14 protein-coding genes are annotated in these 15,029 nt (G+C 72.3%); 5 read left to right on the forward strand and 9 right to left on the reverse strand.

Annotated elements, in window-relative coordinates; all coding sequences use genetic code 11:
• Positions 1 to 176: 176 nt before the first annotated feature.
• On the reverse strand, positions 177 to 698 hold the full coding sequence (locus FDP22_RS09115) for an SRPBCC family protein (protein ID WP_138572028.1): 522 nt from the start codon (positions 696 to 698) through the stop codon (positions 177 to 179).
• A 151-nt stretch (positions 699 to 849) separates the two neighbouring features.
• Here FDP22_RS09115 and FDP22_RS09120 point away from each other — a divergent pair, with 151 nt between their 5' ends.
• Positions 850 to 2,712, forward strand: coding sequence for a hypothetical protein (locus FDP22_RS09120; RefSeq protein ID WP_138572027.1), 1,863 nt, complete (start codon positions 850 to 852; stop codon positions 2,710 to 2,712).
• 173 nt (positions 2,713 to 2,885) lie between these two features.
• On the forward strand, positions 2,886 to 3,764 hold the full coding sequence (locus tag FDP22_RS09125; RefSeq protein ID WP_430225864.1) for an MBL fold metallo-hydrolase: 879 nt from the start codon (positions 2,886 to 2,888) through the stop codon (positions 3,762 to 3,764).
• 211 nt (positions 3,765 to 3,975) lie between these two features.
• On the opposite strand, the gene FDP22_RS09130 is transcribed toward FDP22_RS09125, so the two are convergent.
• Positions 3,976 to 4,551: a YqgE/AlgH family protein gene (locus FDP22_RS09130; RefSeq protein WP_138572025.1), complete on the reverse strand. Its 576-nt coding sequence runs from the start codon at positions 4,549 to 4,551 to the stop codon at positions 3,976 to 3,978.
• Positions 4,552 to 4,753: 202 nt separating this feature from the next.
• On the opposite strand from FDP22_RS09130, the gene FDP22_RS09135 reads away from it, so the two are divergent.
• Together FDP22_RS09135 and FDP22_RS09140 are read left to right on the forward strand one after the other, a co-directional pair.
• Positions 4,754 to 5,581, forward strand: coding sequence for a protein-disulfide reductase DsbD domain-containing protein (locus tag FDP22_RS09135; protein WP_170317642.1), 828 nt, complete (start codon positions 4,754 to 4,756; stop codon positions 5,579 to 5,581).
• A 548-nt stretch (positions 5,582 to 6,129) separates the two neighbouring features.
• Positions 6,130 to 7,086, forward strand: coding sequence for an autotransporter outer membrane beta-barrel domain-containing protein (locus FDP22_RS09140; protein WP_138572023.1), 957 nt, complete (start codon positions 6,130 to 6,132; stop codon positions 7,084 to 7,086).
• 584 nt (positions 7,087 to 7,670) lie between these two features.
• Here the strand turns inward: FDP22_RS09140 and FDP22_RS09145 are convergent.
• Positions 7,671 to 8,300 carry a queuosine precursor transporter gene (locus tag FDP22_RS09145; protein WP_138572022.1) on the reverse strand — a complete coding sequence of 210 codons (630 nt, stop codon included), beginning with the start codon at positions 8,298 to 8,300 and terminating at the stop codon, positions 7,671 to 7,673.
• Positions 8,301 to 8,608: 308 nt separating this feature from the next.
• Between FDP22_RS09145 and FDP22_RS09150 the strand changes: the two genes are divergently transcribed.
• Complete coding sequence (locus FDP22_RS09150; protein ID WP_138572021.1) at positions 8,609 to 9,502, forward strand: calcium-binding protein; 894 nt, start codon at positions 8,609 to 8,611, stop codon at positions 9,500 to 9,502.
• A gap of 277 nt (positions 9,503 to 9,779) precedes the next feature.
• On the opposite strand, the gene FDP22_RS09155 is transcribed toward FDP22_RS09150, so the two are convergent.
• The 6 genes from FDP22_RS09155 to paaB are packed head-to-tail and all read right to left on the reverse strand — an operon-like array spanning position 9,780 to position 15,029.
• A complete protein-coding gene (locus tag FDP22_RS09155; protein ID WP_138572020.1) occupies positions 9,780 to 10,382 on the reverse strand; it encodes an acyltransferase in 603 nt (200 codons plus the stop codon).
• Positions 10,382 to 12,427: a phenylacetic acid degradation bifunctional protein PaaZ gene (gene paaZ / locus FDP22_RS09160; protein ID WP_138572019.1), complete on the reverse strand. Its 2,046-nt coding sequence runs from the start codon at positions 12,425 to 12,427 to the stop codon at positions 10,382 to 10,384. Before paaZ ends, FDP22_RS09155 begins: the two co-directional genes overlap by 1 nt.
• Before the next feature lies 1 nt (position 12,428).
• On the reverse strand, positions 12,429 to 13,511 hold the full coding sequence (locus tag FDP22_RS09165) for a 2Fe-2S iron-sulfur cluster-binding protein (RefSeq protein ID WP_138572018.1): 1,083 nt from the start codon (positions 13,509 to 13,511) through the stop codon (positions 12,429 to 12,431).
• Positions 13,511 to 13,996, reverse strand: a complete 486-nt coding sequence (paaD, locus tag FDP22_RS09170; RefSeq protein ID WP_138572538.1) for a 1,2-phenylacetyl-CoA epoxidase subunit PaaD — start codon at positions 13,994 to 13,996, stop codon at positions 13,511 to 13,513. Before paaD ends, FDP22_RS09165 begins: the two co-directional genes overlap by 1 nt.
• Positions 13,996 to 14,745 (reverse strand): 1,2-phenylacetyl-CoA epoxidase subunit PaaC, encoded by a 750-nt coding sequence (paaC, locus tag FDP22_RS09175; protein ID WP_138572017.1) that lies wholly within the window; start codon positions 14,743 to 14,745, stop codon positions 13,996 to 13,998. Before paaC ends, paaD begins: the two co-directional genes overlap by 1 nt.
• Positions 14,745 to 15,029: a 1,2-phenylacetyl-CoA epoxidase subunit PaaB gene (gene paaB, locus FDP22_RS09180; protein WP_138572016.1), complete on the reverse strand. Its 285-nt coding sequence runs from the start codon at positions 15,027 to 15,029 to the stop codon at positions 14,745 to 14,747. Before paaB ends, paaC begins: the two co-directional genes overlap by 1 nt.

The following is a 15,029-nucleotide window of genomic DNA, read 5'->3' on the forward strand; positions in this document are numbered from 1 at the left end:
CTGCACTCCCATCCGGAGAATATTGCGGGGCGTCCCCGCGGCGTCGACCCGGGGGAACTATGCTGCAGAGAATCCTAATGGTCGGTGTTCAACCTGAAGGTGTCGGGAGGTGCGGGGCAAAACACCGCCGGGGATCCGCCGTCGGGCCGGAGGCCCGGCGGGGCAGGATACGGGGGTCAGCCCATCAGCTTGCCGAGCCAGGATTTCTTCTTCTCTTCCGGCGTGGCCCCGGCATCGGCTGCGGCCTCCGCCGCGGAGGGGCCTTCCACCGCGGTCTGGAAGCGTTCGAAGAACTGGTCGGCCATCTTCTTCGCGAAGCCGTCGATGAGGCGCGAGCCGAGCTGCGCGAGCTTGCCGCCCACCTTCGCGTCCACCACGTAGGAGAGTTCGGTTCCGCCCTCCACGTCGGCCAGCGACACCCGCGCGCCGCCCTTGGCGAAGCCGGCCGCGCCGCCCTTGCCCTCGCCGCTGATGGTGTAGCTCTCCCCCTCCACGATGTCCGACAGGGTGACCGCGCCCTTGAAGGTGGCCTTCACCGGGCCGACCTTCTGGGTCACCGTGGCTTCGAACCCCTCGTCCGGGCTGCCCGTCAGCTCGCTGCAGCCGGGGATGCAGGCCCGCAGGACGTCGGGATCGTTCAGCGCGGCCCAGACGGTGGCGCGGTCCGCAGCGATGGTACGGCTGCCGTTGAGTTCCATGTGTCGTTCCTTTCCTGCGGAAAATATCCGGCGCAGAATACGTCTCCCACGAGGCAGCGCAATGGGTCTTAAGGCGGACAGCCCGGCGCCCGGCAGGCCCCGGCGGGCGGGAAGCCGTTGCGCGCCCCTGCCGTGCGGATAGAGTGGCGCCATGACGCAAGAGACACAGGCGCAGCAGGCGGCACGGCCTGCCGGCGGCGGCGCGGATGCCGGTCGCCCGGCCATCTTCATCGCCGAGGACCTGCGGGTGTCGGGTATCTCGCCCGGGGACCTGCTGGCCTCGCTGCGCGCCCATGTGCTGCCGGGGGCGCTGCTGCGCTCCACCGGAACCGGCTGGGCGCTGGACGCGCGCCTGGGCCCGGGCGGCACGCCGGTGTGGCGCTCGGAACTGCCGGCGATCTGCCCGATGGACTATCTCGACGCCCCGGTGGACGAGCAGGCGGCGATGTGCCTGCGGATGGGCGATGCGCTGGCGCTCGGGCTGGGGCTGGGGCGGGGCCATGTACTGCCGGTGTTCGAGAATCCGCTGCGCCGCGCGATGGATGCGCAGATCCTGGCCGGGCCGGACGACGGCGCGCCGGAGGACTTGGCCCGCCGCTGGCTGGACCCGCGGTTCCCCGGCGTGCCTGTGGGCGCGGTGCTGGGGCTGCGGCATGAGGGCGGCGGCAGCTGGTCGGGCTACCGCCCGATCCTGCGCGGCGCCCGCGCGGTGCTCTCGGTGCGCGGCGAGGGCATGCGCAGGCGGCTGACCCGGGAGGTTTCCTCGGCCGGGCTCGGCGGCTTCTCGCTGGTGCTGATCCGCCCGCTCGCGGCGCCGGAGGCGATCGCCATGGACCTGCCGGAGGAGCTGGGCGGGGTGGAGCTGGACCGGGTGCTGAGCGTGCTGGAGGCCACGGTGGCCCGGCAGGGGGTGATGGTCCACCTGGAGGGCGGGGCGCGCGCGGCGGGCGTCTCCACCCTGCGCATGGAGCCCGAGGCGCCGTTCTGGCGCTTGGCGCTGCCCCGCTTGCCCGCCACGGTGACCGATGGCCCCGGCGGCAGCGCGGCCATGCTGAGCGCGGTGATCGCCTCCGTGGAGGGGCAGGGCGGTGCGGTGGTCCGCGCGCCGGGGCCGCTCACGCTCGGCACCGGGTCCGAGACGGCGCTGCGCAACGTGCTGGCGCTTTCGGTGCGCCACCCGGTGCTCACCCGGATGTGGCATCCGCAGCCGGTGGGGCCCTGGTCGGCGGCCGCGCGGCTGGACGAGGCGGCGGGCGACGTGCCGGCCACGGCGCGGCGGGCGCTGGAATCCGCCTCCGAGCTGGTGGCGCTGGAGCCGCTCACGCGCGCCACGGAGATCGTCCTCGCCCCCGGCGAACTGCGGATGAGCTGCGGCGCCGCCGCGGTGGAGGCGCACCGGCTGCTGGCGGCGGCTGCGGCCACCGGCACCGACATGCCCTGGCCGGCCTGGCCGCTGCGGGTGCTGTCGCTGCCCTCGATCCTCTCCGCCGACCTGGACCTGATGCTGAGCGAGCTGGAGCGGCACGGCTTCCCCCTCGACCCCGCGCCGCTGCAGGCGCGGCTGGCGCGCACCTGCCCGCTGCTCGTGGACATGCGCCTGGGCGGCGTCAGGCTGTGCATCCGCCGGGCCCTGTGCGACCGGCGCCTGCCCGGCCCCTGGGAGGCGGTTCAGCTTGAGATCGCGCTGGAAGGGGCGGGGGAGGCGCATGCCCTCGGGCTGCGCCGCACCTCCGGCGTGGTCGAGCGGGTGCCGCTGGCGCGGTTCGGCGCGGGGCTGCTGGGCAGCCTGGTGCTGCCGCTCGGCCCGTCGCTGAGCGGACCCTGCGCGGGGATGTTCCCGGTGAGTGCGCTGGAGTTCTCCCTCCACGTCGCGGGGCAGCCGCAGGCGGGGCTGCGGGTCACGGGCGCGGAGGACTGGCAGAGCGCGGAAGCCACCCTGACGGAGCCGCTCGGCCCCGTCCTGCGCGACGTGGCGGTGAGCCTCGCGCGGATCGGCCTTCCCTTCGGCGCGTGAACGCGCGGCCGGCCGGGCGCGGGGGGCGAGGGCCCCCGCCGCGCCGGGCCCCGCCCGCTGTCGCAGCGATGTCACGAGGATGCCGCGGTGCAGCGATCACCCTTTGGTGAATTCGCGCGCGCGCTCCCGCGCGCTAGGCTCACGCAGAGAGAGAGCTGACGACGGAGGCCATGATGATCCGCCTGATGTCCTGCATCCGCACGCTTGTCTTCACCGGCCTCGGCGCGCTTGCCCTCGCGCCCGGCGCGCGGGCGGAGCCCTGGACGCCGAGCCATTGCGTGGCCCTCGCGCAAGGCGTGCCGGGGGTGAGCTTCGCCCGCCTGGTGCCCGGAGAGGGCGCCCGCCTGCGGGACGCCGCCTTCGCGGACCCGCTCACCCCGGACCGGGTGCGGCTGCACTTCCTCGGGCATGCGAGCTTCCTGATCGAGACCGAGGCGGGCCTGCGCATCGTGACGGATTACACCGGCCACGCGCTTTCCGGCGTCGTGCCCGACGTGGTGACGATGAACAAGGCGCACTCCTCGCATAACACGCTGAGCCCGGACCCCGCGATCCCGCACGTGCTGCGCGGCTGGGGCGAGGGGCCGGACCTCCCGGCGGACCATTACCTGGAGCTCGAGGACACCATCATCCGCAACGTGACCACCGACATCCGCTCCTACGCGGGGCGGGAAAGGGACGCGAACTCGATCTTCGTGTTCGAGGTGGCGGGCCTGTGCATCGGCCACCTGGGGCACCTGCACCACGAACCCTCGGCGGCGCAATACGCGCTGATGGGGCGGCTGGACGTGGTGATGGCCCCGGTTGACGGCGGTTACACGATGGATCTCGCCTCGATGATCCGGGTGCTGGAGCGGGTGCGGGCGCGCATCGTGCTGCCGATGCACTGGTTCGGGCCGGGCAACCTGGAACGGTTCCTCGCCGGCATGCCCGATGATTTCGCCGTGCGCCGCCCGGGCACCGGCGAGCTGGAGGTCAGCCTCGCCACCCTGCCGCGCGAGCCGACGGTGATCGTGCTGGAGCCGCAGCCGGTGTTCGCGGCGCCGGACTGAGCATTTCCGAACCCGCGTGCTGCGGACCGGAGGCCGCCCCGGGACCGGTGTTCATGGCCGACTGCAGGGGAGGCTGGCGGGGAGGCTGGCGTTTCCGAAGCGCGTCGCGCCCGGGCGATAGCGCGCGGTGTCGGCGGCACCTCGGGCGGGCGCCCGCTCAGGGCAACCCGGCCTGGTCCCTCCATCCGGCCCGGAGGCCCGGCGCGCGGGCTCAGGCCATGCCGCCATCGCGCGAGAGCATGCTGGCATCCACACCCAGCCGCTGCAGGGCGGCGGTCCACTTGCCGGCGTCGTCCTCTCCGAACAGCAGCGCGTCGTCGACATCGCCGGTGATCCAGCCGTTGGCGCGGATCTCCTCCTCCAGCTGCCCGGGGCCCCAGCCGGAATACCCCAGCGCCAGCACCGCGTGCTCCGGGCCCTCGCCGGTGGCCAGTGCCCGCAGGATGTCCACGCTCGCGGTCATCCCGATGCCCTCGGCAACCGGCAGCGTGGCCTCCGTCAGGCTGTAATCGTCGGAATGCAGCACGAAGCCGCGGCTGCGTTCCACCGGGCCGCCGAGCATGATGCGCAGCTGCCGTGTGCCCGAGCCTTCCTCTATGTCGAGCTGGCCGAGGAGGTCGGCGAAGCCGATGCCCGGCGCCGGACGGTTCACGATCAGCCCCAGCGCCCCCTCCTCGCTGTGCGAGCAGAGGAAGATCACGGAACGCTCGAAGCGCGGATCGCCGATGCCCGGCATCGCGATCAGCACCTTTCCGCTCAGGAAGTCTGTGGTTTCGGTTTCGCCCATGACTATGAAATGCGGTGGTGTGGGGGGCAGGTCAAGGGTGCGTCCGGCATTCTGCATCCCGGGCGGGCGGCGGGGCGCCGGGGCGGCGGCGCCCGAGCGGCCTCCCCGCGCGCTGCCCGGCCCCGGCGGCATCTCCGTAATGTGACCGGCCGTCACCGCGCCGGGCTGGACGCGCGCAGCGCAACCCGGCATGACAGAGGCCATGAAACGCCTGTTCACCCTTCTCGCGGCGCTGGCCGTCCTTGCCGGAGCGGCAGCGCCCTCGGCGGCCCAGGTGGCGCCGCCGGCGCGCGTGGCGCTGCTGGACGGCTGGGCCGAGCCGGACGGCGCGCGGATGGTCGCCATCACGGTGAGCCTGGCGCCGGGCTGGAAGACCTACTGGCGCAGCCCGGGCGACGCGGGCATCCCGCCGAGCTTCGACTGGTCGGGCTCGCGCAATCTCGACAGGGTGGAGTTCTTCTGGCCGGTGCCGGAGGTGATCGACAGTTACGGCATGCAGACGCTCGGCTACCACAACCGCCTGGTGCTGCCGGTGCTGCTGGTGCCGCGCAACCCCGCCGAGCCGCTGCGCGTCTCCGTGGCGATGGACTATGGCGTGTGCTCGGACATCTGCATGCCGGCGGACGCCCTTGCGGTGGGCGAGATGGCGCCGGGCGCGCCGGCCTCCCCCTCCGCCGGCTTGATCCGCGCCGCGCTCGGGCACCTGCCGGAAACGGCGGCGCAGGCGGGCGTCACGGAGGTGAGCTGCACACTGGTGCCCTCCGCCGACGGGTTCGACATCTCCGCCCGGGTGCGCTTCGACCATGCCCTGAGCGCGGCGCCGCAGATCGTGGTGATGGAAAGCCCGGTGGAGGACCTGTGGATCACCCCCTCGCGGCCGGTGTTGCAGGGCGCCGACACCATCGCCACCCATGCCGACCTGGACTATCTCGGCTCCGGGCCGCTGACGCTGGACCGCTCCACCCTGCGCCTCACGCTCATCGGCGGCGGCCGGGCGGTGGAACTGCACGGCTGCCCCGCCCCCCGCTGAGGAGAGGGCGCCGGGCGTCCGGCCGGGCGCGGCGCCGCGGTGCCCTTCGCAAGCAGAGCGGCGGCGCCCGGCACCGGCACCGCCCGACCAGAGCCTGACCTGCGTGGACGCGCGCGCCCGGTCTCTCCGTACCCTCCCGGCACGCCGCCCCCTCCTTCGCGCGCAGACCCGTCCCGCACGGCACCCCGCTGCGGCGCCGGCGGCCCCTCCGTGTCGGAACGCCGGCGCGGCCTCCCCGGGGAGGCCGCGGGCGGGGACACCTGCAATGGGGGAGGCGCGGGCGGGGCCGGCCCGCAACCGCCCGGGGCGCGCCGACATAGCGCCATGTGCGACCTCCCCCGACACGCCCCGGCCGGGGGAAATGCGGCGCATCCGCAGGGGCCGGGCTCCCGGAAGGGAAGCCGCCCGCCGTCCGGGGCGCGTGGCGCCGCGGCCACGCGCGCACGCGCTGCATCTTGCGGCAGGCTGCGGCGGTTGCGGATCGCTCGACCTGCAGGTCACTCTGCGTTAGCCTTGTCCCATCAGAGTCATCAGCGCGGCGGAGGCAGATGCGCGACCTTTGCAGATGGCTGACAGTTCCGGCGTTTCTTCTTGGCACCGATCCGGCGCGGGCGGCGGAGCTGGAAGATCTCGTGTCCTTCTCCGTGGAGCGCCAGGCCTCCGGCGCGCTGGCCGCGATGGGCATCGGGGTGGTTCCCAGCGAAACGGCCAGCACGCTGGTGCTGAACACCGGAACCGGCTCGGACGCCCGGCCGGATTTCGCCTCCGCGCAGCTGGGCGGCGGCTTCACGGTGAGCGATTCCTTCCCGCTCTACCTCGAGGGCTACCTCGGCTACACGCGGTTCAACCCGTCCTATCTCGTGGTGAGCGATGCCGACCGCGCCTACGTGCGCCCGAAATGGACCAGCATTTCCGGCACCGCCGGCATCGGCTGGGACTTCGCGCTGAACGAAAACCTCGTGCTGCGGCCGATGGTGAATTTCGCGCTGGGGCAGGTGGTGTCGGACACCGCGGTGCTGGCGGCGTTCATCGCTGACCACATCGGGGCCGAGGACGCCCGCTTCCTGCGCGACGGCGGGCTCACCGCCGGGGGGCTCGGCGGGTCCATGATGCTGGAATACAACAAGGCCTGGGACGAGGATTACGAGGCCGACCTCTCCCTGCGCTACTCGCGCATCCACCTCAAGCCCATCGCCGGGGACAGGGGCGTGGTCGGCGAGGCGAGGGCGGAGACGCTGGCGCTGTGGTCCCGCATGCGGGTTCCGACGGGCCTGACCCTCTTCGGGCGGTCCGTGCGCGGGGTGGGCGAATTCTCCGCCGCCTGGCTTCCGGGAGACCAGGGCGAAATCCTGCGCACCGACTGGCTGGTGCAGGTGGGCGCCGGCGTGGAGTTCAACCTGTCGGAAACCTGGGTGCCGCTGGCGCGCGAAGTGCGGCTGGTGGCCCGCTACACGCGGGGCGACGTGCTCCAGGGCTTCGGAATCGGGCTGGCCGCCAGCTTCTGACCCTGGGGTACCGCCGGCGGATGCACGCCGTTGCGGGGCACCCGGCCCATGCTTCCCCCGATCCGTGTTCCCGATCCGGAGAAAGCCCGCCCGGCGGCGGAGCACATGTGCTGAGGGAAACAATCCGGCCCGCTCAGGCCGAAGATCCGACGCCGGAGGACGCATGTATCCTCCGGGCGCCGGACCCGGCTACATCGATGTGCAGCCCGCGCTGACGACATGCGACCCTACGGGGTCACCAAGGCGTCGCATGTCACAGCGAAGTGTGACGCGCCCTATCAAAGACGTTTGAAACCAACGGCTTATGGGCGACTGTCCCACTAGACATATGGTCACCTCCTTTCGATTGTTGATCCGGACCTTCAGCATGAACGCCCCGGCGCGGATCTCAAAGCGTTTTTTTCGCAGGCGCAGCGAAGCGGCCTGACGGGCTCTGCGCCAGCCACGGCGGTGCCGCACGCGGGGGGGCGGGGAAGCGCCAATGGCTTCATGCGGGGGTGAGGCCGCTCCCCGGCCCGGTCACGGCCCGCGCGAGAGCCCGGCCCGGCCGGCGCGGGATCAGCCGGCCGCCGCCGGGGCGGCCATCAGGCGGCGCGGCGGGCGGCCAGCACGCCGAGCAGCACGCGGAACGGGATCAGCGCCACCAGCGCCAGCGCCATCTTCACCAGGAAATCCGCGCCGGCGAGGCTCACCCACAGCGGCACCTCCGGCCCGGCGCCGAGCAGCGGCAGCGGGGCCGCGGCCCAGGACACGTCTTCCGACGGGTCGATGAACGAGAGGGCGCCGGAGAAGGCCACCGAGAAGAAGATCACCGTGTCGAGCGACGACCCGGCGAGCGAGGAGACGAAGGGCGCGCGCCACCAGCTGCCGCGCCGCAGCCGGTTGAACACCCCGATGTCGACCATCTGCGCCAGCAGGAAGGCGAGGCCCGAGGCCGTGGCGATGCGGAAGGTGGTGAGCGGATAGCCCTCCGGCCCGGTGATCTGGCTGGCGATGAGCGAGCAGGCCACGCCGATCACGAAGCCCGCCGCCACCACCCGCCGCGCGGCGCGCGCGCCGAGGAAGCGGTTGGTGAGGTCCGTCACCAGGAAGGCGAAGGGATAGGTGAAGGCGCCCCAGGTCAGCCAGTCGCCGAGCAGGAACTGCACGAGGATGTTCGAGGCCACGACCACCAGGGCCATGGCGAGGATGCCGATCATGAAGCCGCGCGTCATCGGAGCTCTCCTTGCGGGTTTGCCGGGCCAATACGCCGAAACGGCGCGCCGGGCAAGCCGCGCGCCCCCGGGCGCCGCCGGCCTGCCTGCCAGACGTGCCCCGGCGGCGGCGGATCATCCGGGGGTTGATCTGCGCGCGCACTCGGCTATGGTGAGCGCCGACCGGGCCCGCCTGCGGCCCCGGTTTCGCGCCAGATGCGCCAGGCCCTGCCGCCGTTCCGCCCCGCGCGGACCGTCAGGCCCAGTTCTCCAGCCTCATTCCGGCGCCGCTTCCGGCGCAGCACCCAAGGTTATGGGAGACTACGGTCATGGCCGTTATCGATATCAGTGTCGAGACCTCCGCCGGTCTCGATTTCAATGCCTATCTTTCTGCGTTCACTGCGGATTTCGGGTCCGACAACCGCGGTTGGTTCGAAGGGCCGCTGGCGCCCTACGACTCCTGGTCGATCCAGGAACAGGGCAGCGCGGCGCAGGCGCTGGTCGCGGAAGGGGAGCTCAACTACTCCTTCACCAGCCACGTGCTGGAGGGCGATCTCGACACGCTGTCCTTCGGCACCGACCTCAGCCTCGGCTCCGGCACCGGGGTGACGACGAGCACGCCGACACTGGGCACGAACGTGGTGACGCTCGAGTCGCTCGGGCTGTCGGACACAGGGTCGAGCAATCTGGTGAATGACGTGCTGCTGGGCCTCGGCGAGGGTGATTCGAGCGCGCTGGAGGGCTGGCTCTTCAACACCGCCGGGAACAGCGTCAACTTTGACGGCGGCGCGGGCGCCGACAGCTTCACCGCCGGCATCGGCGATGACGTGCTGCGCGGCCGGGGCGGCAACGACCGGCTGTTCGGCGGCGCCGGCGCCGACACCCTGCTGGGCGGCAACGGGGCCGACACGCTGGACGGCGGTGCAGGGGCCGACGTGCTCACCGGCGGCAATGGCGCGGACACGTTCACCTTCGCCACCGCGGCCGGGGCCGACGGCGACGAGATCACGGACTTCACCGCCGCCGATCTCATCGACCTCACCGGAATTGCCGGGCTCACCGGATGGGGCGGCACCAGCGCCGCGGCCAACTCCGCCTGGTACGCGGTGAGCGGAACCGACACGCTGCTCTACGGGTCTACCGATGGCGACAGCGTCGCCGATTTCGAGATCGTGCTCTCCGATTACACCGGCGGACTGAGCGGCACCGACGTTCTGGTCTGACCGCGAACCCTGCCTCGCGCATCGGCCGGCCCGCCGGCCGGTGCGTTCCGCGCCGCGGCGCCGCTGCGGCCGGCGCGCTGCCATATGCGGAGGCGCGGGGGCGCGAAAACGCCATATCCTGTGCAGTCGCGGCCTCAGGGTGCACAAATATGTTGACGCAATTCAGAGTTGCACGGCATGATGGGGACATTGATTTGATCGGATGCACCCTAAAGAGCCCCGCCCATCACCAGATGGGCGGGGTTATTCTTGCGGTGTCGGACGGGTGTGGCGGGGCTCAGGCGCCGGGCGTGGATTTCGGACGGTGATCCGGCGCCGCCATTCGCCCTCGGCCGGGCTCGGCGCGGGGCAGGGGCTCGGCGGGGCGCAGCCGGGCGGCGGCGGTGCGGGCCAGCTCGGCATAGACTTCAGTGCCCCGGGTTTTCCATGCCACCTCCTCCCCGGAGAGCTGCCGAACGATTCGCGCCGGCATGCCCACCACCATCGAGCGCGGCGGCACCTGCATGCCGGCCTTCACGAAGGCGAGGGCGGCGACGATGCTCTCCGCCCCGATCACCGCCTCGTCCATCACCACGGCGTTCATGCCCACCATTGCGTTTGCCCCCACCACGCAGCCGTGCAGCACCGCGCCGTGGCCGATGTGGCCCATCTCCTCCACCACCACGTCGCGGCCGGGGAAGGCGTGCATCACGCAGGTTTCCTGCACATTGGCGCGCGCGCCCACGATCACCCGGCCGAAATCGCCGCGCAGCACCGCGCCGGGGCCGATATAGGCGCCGGGCCCCACGTGCACGTCGCCGATCAGTACCGCCTCGGGGTGGAGGAAGGCCGATGGGTCGGCCACCGGGGTGAAACCGTCGAGCGCGTAGCAGCGGGCCATCAGCCGGCCCGCTGGGTTTTCGCCACCATGGTCAGCACGTCGTACTGGGCCACCACCTCGCCGTCGGCGCGGGTCACGGTGCAGTCCCAGCGCACCTCGCCGTACGCCTCGGTCTCGCGCGGGTTGATCTGCTTGGCGGTGAGCTGCACGCGCAGGGTCTCCCCGGCATGGACGGGGGAGAGGAAGCGCAGGTTGTCCACACCGTAATTGGCCAGCACCGGCCCCTCGTCGGGCTGCACGAACAGGCCCGCGGCGAAGGACACGATGAGGTAGCCATGCGCCACGCGGCCCTCGAAGAACGGGTTTCGGGCAGCGGCCTCCTCGTCCATGTGGGCGTAGAACGTGTCGCCGGTGAAGCGGGCGAAATGCTCGATGTCCTCCACCGTCACCTGCCGGCTCTCGGTGGTGATGGTGTCGCCCACCTCCAGCTCGGCGAGAGACTTGCGGAACGGGTGCACCGCGTCCTCGCGCCGGGCCGCGCCGGGCATCCACTGGCCGATGATGGCGGTGAGCATGTCCGGCGTGCCCTGCAGCGCGGTGCGCTGGGTGTAGTGGTGCAGGGCGCGCATGCCGCCGAGCTCCTCGCCGCCGCCGGCCCGGCCGGGGCCGCCATGCACCAGCTGGGGCAGGGGCGAGCCATGGCCGGTGGAGGTTTTCGCAGCCCCCCGGTTGCCGAACAGCAGCCGGCCATGGGCGCGGGCGATGCCGAGCCCGATCTCGCGCGCCACGGCACCGTCATCGGTGAAGAGCGAGGCGACGAGCGAGCCGCCGCCGCGGTTGGCGATCTCCACCGCCTCGGCCGGCGTGGCGTAGGGCATCAGCGTGCAGACCGGGCCGAAGGCCTCCACCTCGTGCGGGGCCGTGGCGGTGAGGGGGCTGTCGCACACCAGCAGGCAGGGCGCGTGGAAGGCGCCGCCCTCGGGCACCGGCCCGGGTTCGAGCACGATGCGCGCCTCCGCGGCGATGCGGGCGATGGCGCCGCGCACCTCCTCCACCTGGGCGGGGGAGGCGAGCGGGCCCATGCGGGTGCCCTCCTCCGCCGGGTTGCCGATGACGGCCTTCGCGAGGCGGGCCTTCAGCGCCTCGGTCACCGCATCGAGATGGGCGGCCGGCACGATGGCGCGGCGGATGGCGGTGCATTTCTGCCCCGCCTTCACGGTCATCTCGCGCGCGACCTCCTTCACGAACAGCTCGAACTCCGGCGTGCCGGGCCCGGCATCGGGACCGAGGATGGAGGCGTTCAGGCTGTCCGCCTCGGCCGTGAAGCGCACCGAGTTCTCCACGATGGCGGGCGTGGCGCGCAAGCGGCGGGCGGTGGCGGCGGAGCCGGTGAAGGTGACCGCGTCCTGCGCCGTCACCCGGTCGAGCAGGTCGCCCGTGCCGCCGCAGACGAGCTGCAGCGCGCCCTCGGGCAGCAGGCCGGTGGCGAGGATCAGCCGCACGCAGGCCTCGGTGAGATAGGCGGTCTGGCTGGCGGGCTTCACGATGGCGGGCATGCCGGCGAGCCAGGTGGGGGCGAGCTTCTCCAGCATGCCCCAGACGGGGAAGTTGAAGGCGTTGATGTGGATGGCCACGCCCGAGAGCGGGGTGAGGATGTGCTGGCCGATGAAGCTGCCGTCCTTCGAGAGGATCTCCGGCGCGCCGTCGGTGAGCACGGCGGCGTTCGGCAGCTCGCGCCGCCCGCGCGAGGCATAGGTGAGCAGGGTGCCGATGCCGCCGTCGATGTCCACCCAGCTGTCGGTGCGGGTGGCGCCGGTGGCGAAGGAGAGGGTGTAGAGCTCCTCCTTCGCCTCCATCAGCGCGAGGCCGATCTCCTTCATCATCAGCGCGCGGGCATGCACGCTCATCGCGCGCAGGGCGGGGCCGCCGGCCTCACGCCCGTGGGCGAGGGCGGCGCCCATGTCGAGGCCGGTTGCGTCCACGCGCGCGACGGGCGCGCCGGTGGCCGCGTCATGCACCAGCGTGCCGGCGCCGGCGCCCTCCTGCCAGCGCCCGGCGATGTAGCTTGCGAGGCGGCGCGGTTCGGTGCGGTCTGCGTCCAGCATGTCAGTGTCCTTCGTATTCGATGACGATCTCGTCGCTCAGCGGGATGCACTGGCAGGTGAGCACCAGCCCGCGGGCGACCTCGTAATCCTCGAGCGCGTAATTCTGCAGCATCTCCACCTCGCCCTTGTGCACGCGGCCGATGCAGGTGGAGCAGACGCCGGCCTTGCAGGAGAAGGGGGCGTCGATGTCGTGCTCGCGCGCGGCCTCGAGCACGCTCTGGCCGCGGCGGGGCATCTGAAACTCGGTGGCCGCGCCGTCGATGATGACCGTGGCGCGCACCATGTCGCCGGAGGCGCGGGCGGCGGCGGCCTCGGCGCGCAGCTTCGCGCGGCCCGGCTGGTCGGCGCCGAAGAGCTCGAAGCGGATGCGCTCGCGCGGCAGGCCGGCGCCTTCCAGCGCGCCCGCCACCTCCTTCATCATCGCCTCGGGGCCGCAGATGAAGGCCATCTCGGCCTCCGCCGGCTGCAGCCAGCCGCCGAAGAGCGCGGCGCATTTGCCTGCGTCGATGCGGCCGGAGAACAGCCCCTCCTCGGCGCCCGGCCCGGAGAACAGGTGCAGCACCGAGAAGCGGGAGAGGTAGCGGTCCTTCAGCTCGCCCAGCTCGGCGCGGAACATCACCGAGGCCACGGCGCGGTTGCCGTAGACGAGGGTGAAGCGCGCCTCCGGGTCTCCGCCCAGGATGGTGCGGGCGATGGAGAGCACCGGCGTGATGCCGGAGCCCGCGGCGAAGCCGATGTAGTGGCGGGCCTGCACCCCGGGCGCGGTGTCGCCGGGGCCGAAGCGGCCCTGCGGCGGCATGGCCTCGATCGTGTCGCCCACGGCGAGGTCCGATTTCGCCCAGCCGGAGAACGCCCCGCCGGAGACCCGCTTGATGCCCACCCGCAAGCCCTCGCCCGGGGCGGCGCAGATCGAGTAGGAGCGGCGCAGCTCCGCGCCGTCGAAGCTGCGGCGGAAGGTGAGGTATTGCCCGGGGCGGAAGCGGAAGCGCTCCATGTCCTCGGCCCGGGGCGCGAGGCTGAGCACCACCGCGTCGCGCGTGTCATGGGCGATATCGGTGACGGTGAGGGGGAAGAACTCTTGCATCAGATCGCCTTGAAATAGTCGAAGGGCTCGGCGCAGGCGCGGCAGCGGAACTGCGCCTTGCAGGGGGTGGAGCCGCGGGGGGTGAGCATCTCGGTGTCCGCCGAGCCGCATTGCGGGCAGGGGGCCTTCTGTGCGGCGAGCATGCCGGCGCAGGAGGCGAGGCCCGGCTGCGGCGGGGCGATGCCATAGGCGCGCAGCTTCTCGCGGCCCTCGGGGCTGATCCAGTCCGTCGTCCAGGCGGGGGAGAGCTGCTGGCGCACCTGCACCGGCCCCGCGCCGCGGCGGGTGAGCGCGGTCTCGATGTCGAGCGCGATCACCGCCGTGGCCGGGCAGCCGGCATAGGTGGGCGTGACGGTGACGGTGACCCCGTCCTCGGTTGCCGCCACGTCGCGGATGATCCCGAGATCGACCAGCGAGACCGCGGGGATCTCCGGGTCCGGGATCTCGGCCAGCCAGGCGCGCAGGGTGGCGAGCGAGGGCTGCATCACCAGCTTGCCCCGGGGTGACTGCGCGGCAACGACTGCATTTCCGCCAGCAGGTAGCCCATGTGCTCGGAATGGAGGCCCTGCCGGCCGCCGCGCCGGGTGAGGCGGGGCTCGGGCAGGGTGAGCGTGGCGCGGGCGAAGGTGGCGGCGGTCTCGGCCGCGAAGGCGGCGCGCACCGGGTCCGGGTCCGGCAGGGTGCCGTCGGCGCGCAGGGCGTCATCGGCCGCGTCGGTCTCCAGCAGGTCGGTGGTGAAGGGCCAGAGGGCCTCCAGCGCAGCCTGCATGCGGGCGTGGCTTTCCGGGGTTCCATCCCCCAGCCGCAGGATGAGATCGCGCGAGCGCTCGATGTGGTAGCGCACTTCCTTCACCGATTTCTGCGCCAGGTCGCGCACGCCCTCGTGGGTGCTTGCGGTCAGCGCGTCGAGCATCGGCAGGTGCCAGGCGTCGAAGAGGTACTGGCGCATCAGCGCATGGCCGAAATCCGGGCTGGGCTGCTCCACAAGCTGGGTGTTGAGGAACTCCCGCTCGCCGCGCAGGAAGGCGAGATCATCCGGCGTGCGGGTGTCGCCCTCCGCCGCGCAGGCCAGCGCATACCAGAGCCGGGTCTGGCCGATCAGGTCCAGCCCCATGTTGGCGAAGGCGATGTCCTCCTCCAGGATGGGCGCGTGGCCGCACCATTCCGCCGTGCGCTGCCCGAGGATGAGCGCATTGTCGCCCATGCGCAGGCAGAAGGTCACGAAGGGCTCCATCACATCGCTCCGATCTCGTCGGGGATGTCGAAGAAGCTGGGGTGGCGGTAGACCTTGGAGGCCGCAGGCTCGAAGGTCTGCTCCGCGTCGTCCGGGCTGGAGGCGGTGATGCGCGCGGATTCCACCACCCAGATGCTCTGGCCCTCGTTGCGGCGGGTATAGACGTCACGCGCGTTCTTCAGCGCCATCCCGGCGTCGGGCGCGTGCAGGCTGCCGACATGCCGGTGCGACAGCCCGTGCTGCCCGCGGATGAACACCTCCCAGAGGGGCCATTCCCTGCTCAT

The organism is Paroceanicella profunda (assembly GCF_005887635.2).
Lineage (GTDB): Bacteria > Pseudomonadota > Alphaproteobacteria > Rhodobacterales > Rhodobacteraceae > Paroceanicella > Paroceanicella profunda.

Bases quoted from the DNA above. Each gene is read 5' to 3' on its own strand.
- FDP22_RS09115 (WP_138572028.1), bottom strand. From the start codon at position 698: ATGGAACTCAACGGCAGCCGTACCATCGCTGCGGACCGCGCCACCGTC.
- FDP22_RS09120 (WP_138572027.1), top strand. From the start codon at position 850: ATGACGCAAGAGACACAGGCGCAGCAGGCGGCACGGCCTGCCGGCGGC.
- FDP22_RS09125 (WP_430225864.1), top strand. From the start codon at position 2,886: ATGATCCGCCTGATGTCCTGCATCCGCACGCTTGTCTTCACCGGCCTC.
- FDP22_RS09130 (WP_138572025.1), bottom strand. From the start codon at position 4,551: ATGGGCGAAACCGAAACCACAGACTTCCTGAGCGGAAAGGTGCTGATC.
- FDP22_RS09135 (WP_170317642.1), top strand. From the start codon at position 4,754: ATGAAACGCCTGTTCACCCTTCTCGCGGCGCTGGCCGTCCTTGCCGGA.
- FDP22_RS09140 (WP_138572023.1), top strand. From the start codon at position 6,130: ATGCGCGACCTTTGCAGATGGCTGACAGTTCCGGCGTTTCTTCTTGGC.
- FDP22_RS09145 (WP_138572022.1), bottom strand. From the start codon at position 8,300: ATGACGCGCGGCTTCATGATCGGCATCCTCGCCATGGCCCTGGTGGTC.
- FDP22_RS09150 (WP_138572021.1), top strand. From the start codon at position 8,609: ATGGCCGTTATCGATATCAGTGTCGAGACCTCCGCCGGTCTCGATTTC.
- FDP22_RS09155 (WP_138572020.1), bottom strand. From the start codon at position 10,382: ATGGCCCGCTGCTACGCGCTCGACGGTTTCACCCCGGTGGCCGACCCA.
- paaZ (WP_138572019.1), bottom strand. From the start codon at position 12,427: ATGCTGGACGCAGACCGCACCGAACCGCGCCGCCTCGCAAGCTACATC.
- FDP22_RS09165 (WP_138572018.1), bottom strand. From the start codon at position 13,511: ATGCAAGAGTTCTTCCCCCTCACCGTCACCGATATCGCCCATGACACG.
- paaD (WP_138572538.1), bottom strand. From the start codon at position 13,996: ATGCAGCCCTCGCTCGCCACCCTGCGCGCCTGGCTGGCCGAGATCCCG.
- paaC (WP_138572017.1), bottom strand. From the start codon at position 14,745: ATGGAGCCCTTCGTGACCTTCTGCCTGCGCATGGGCGACAATGCGCTC.
- paaB (WP_138572016.1), bottom strand. From the start codon at position 15,029: ATGAGCAGGGAATGGCCCCTCTGGGAGGTGTTCATCCGCGGGCAGCAC.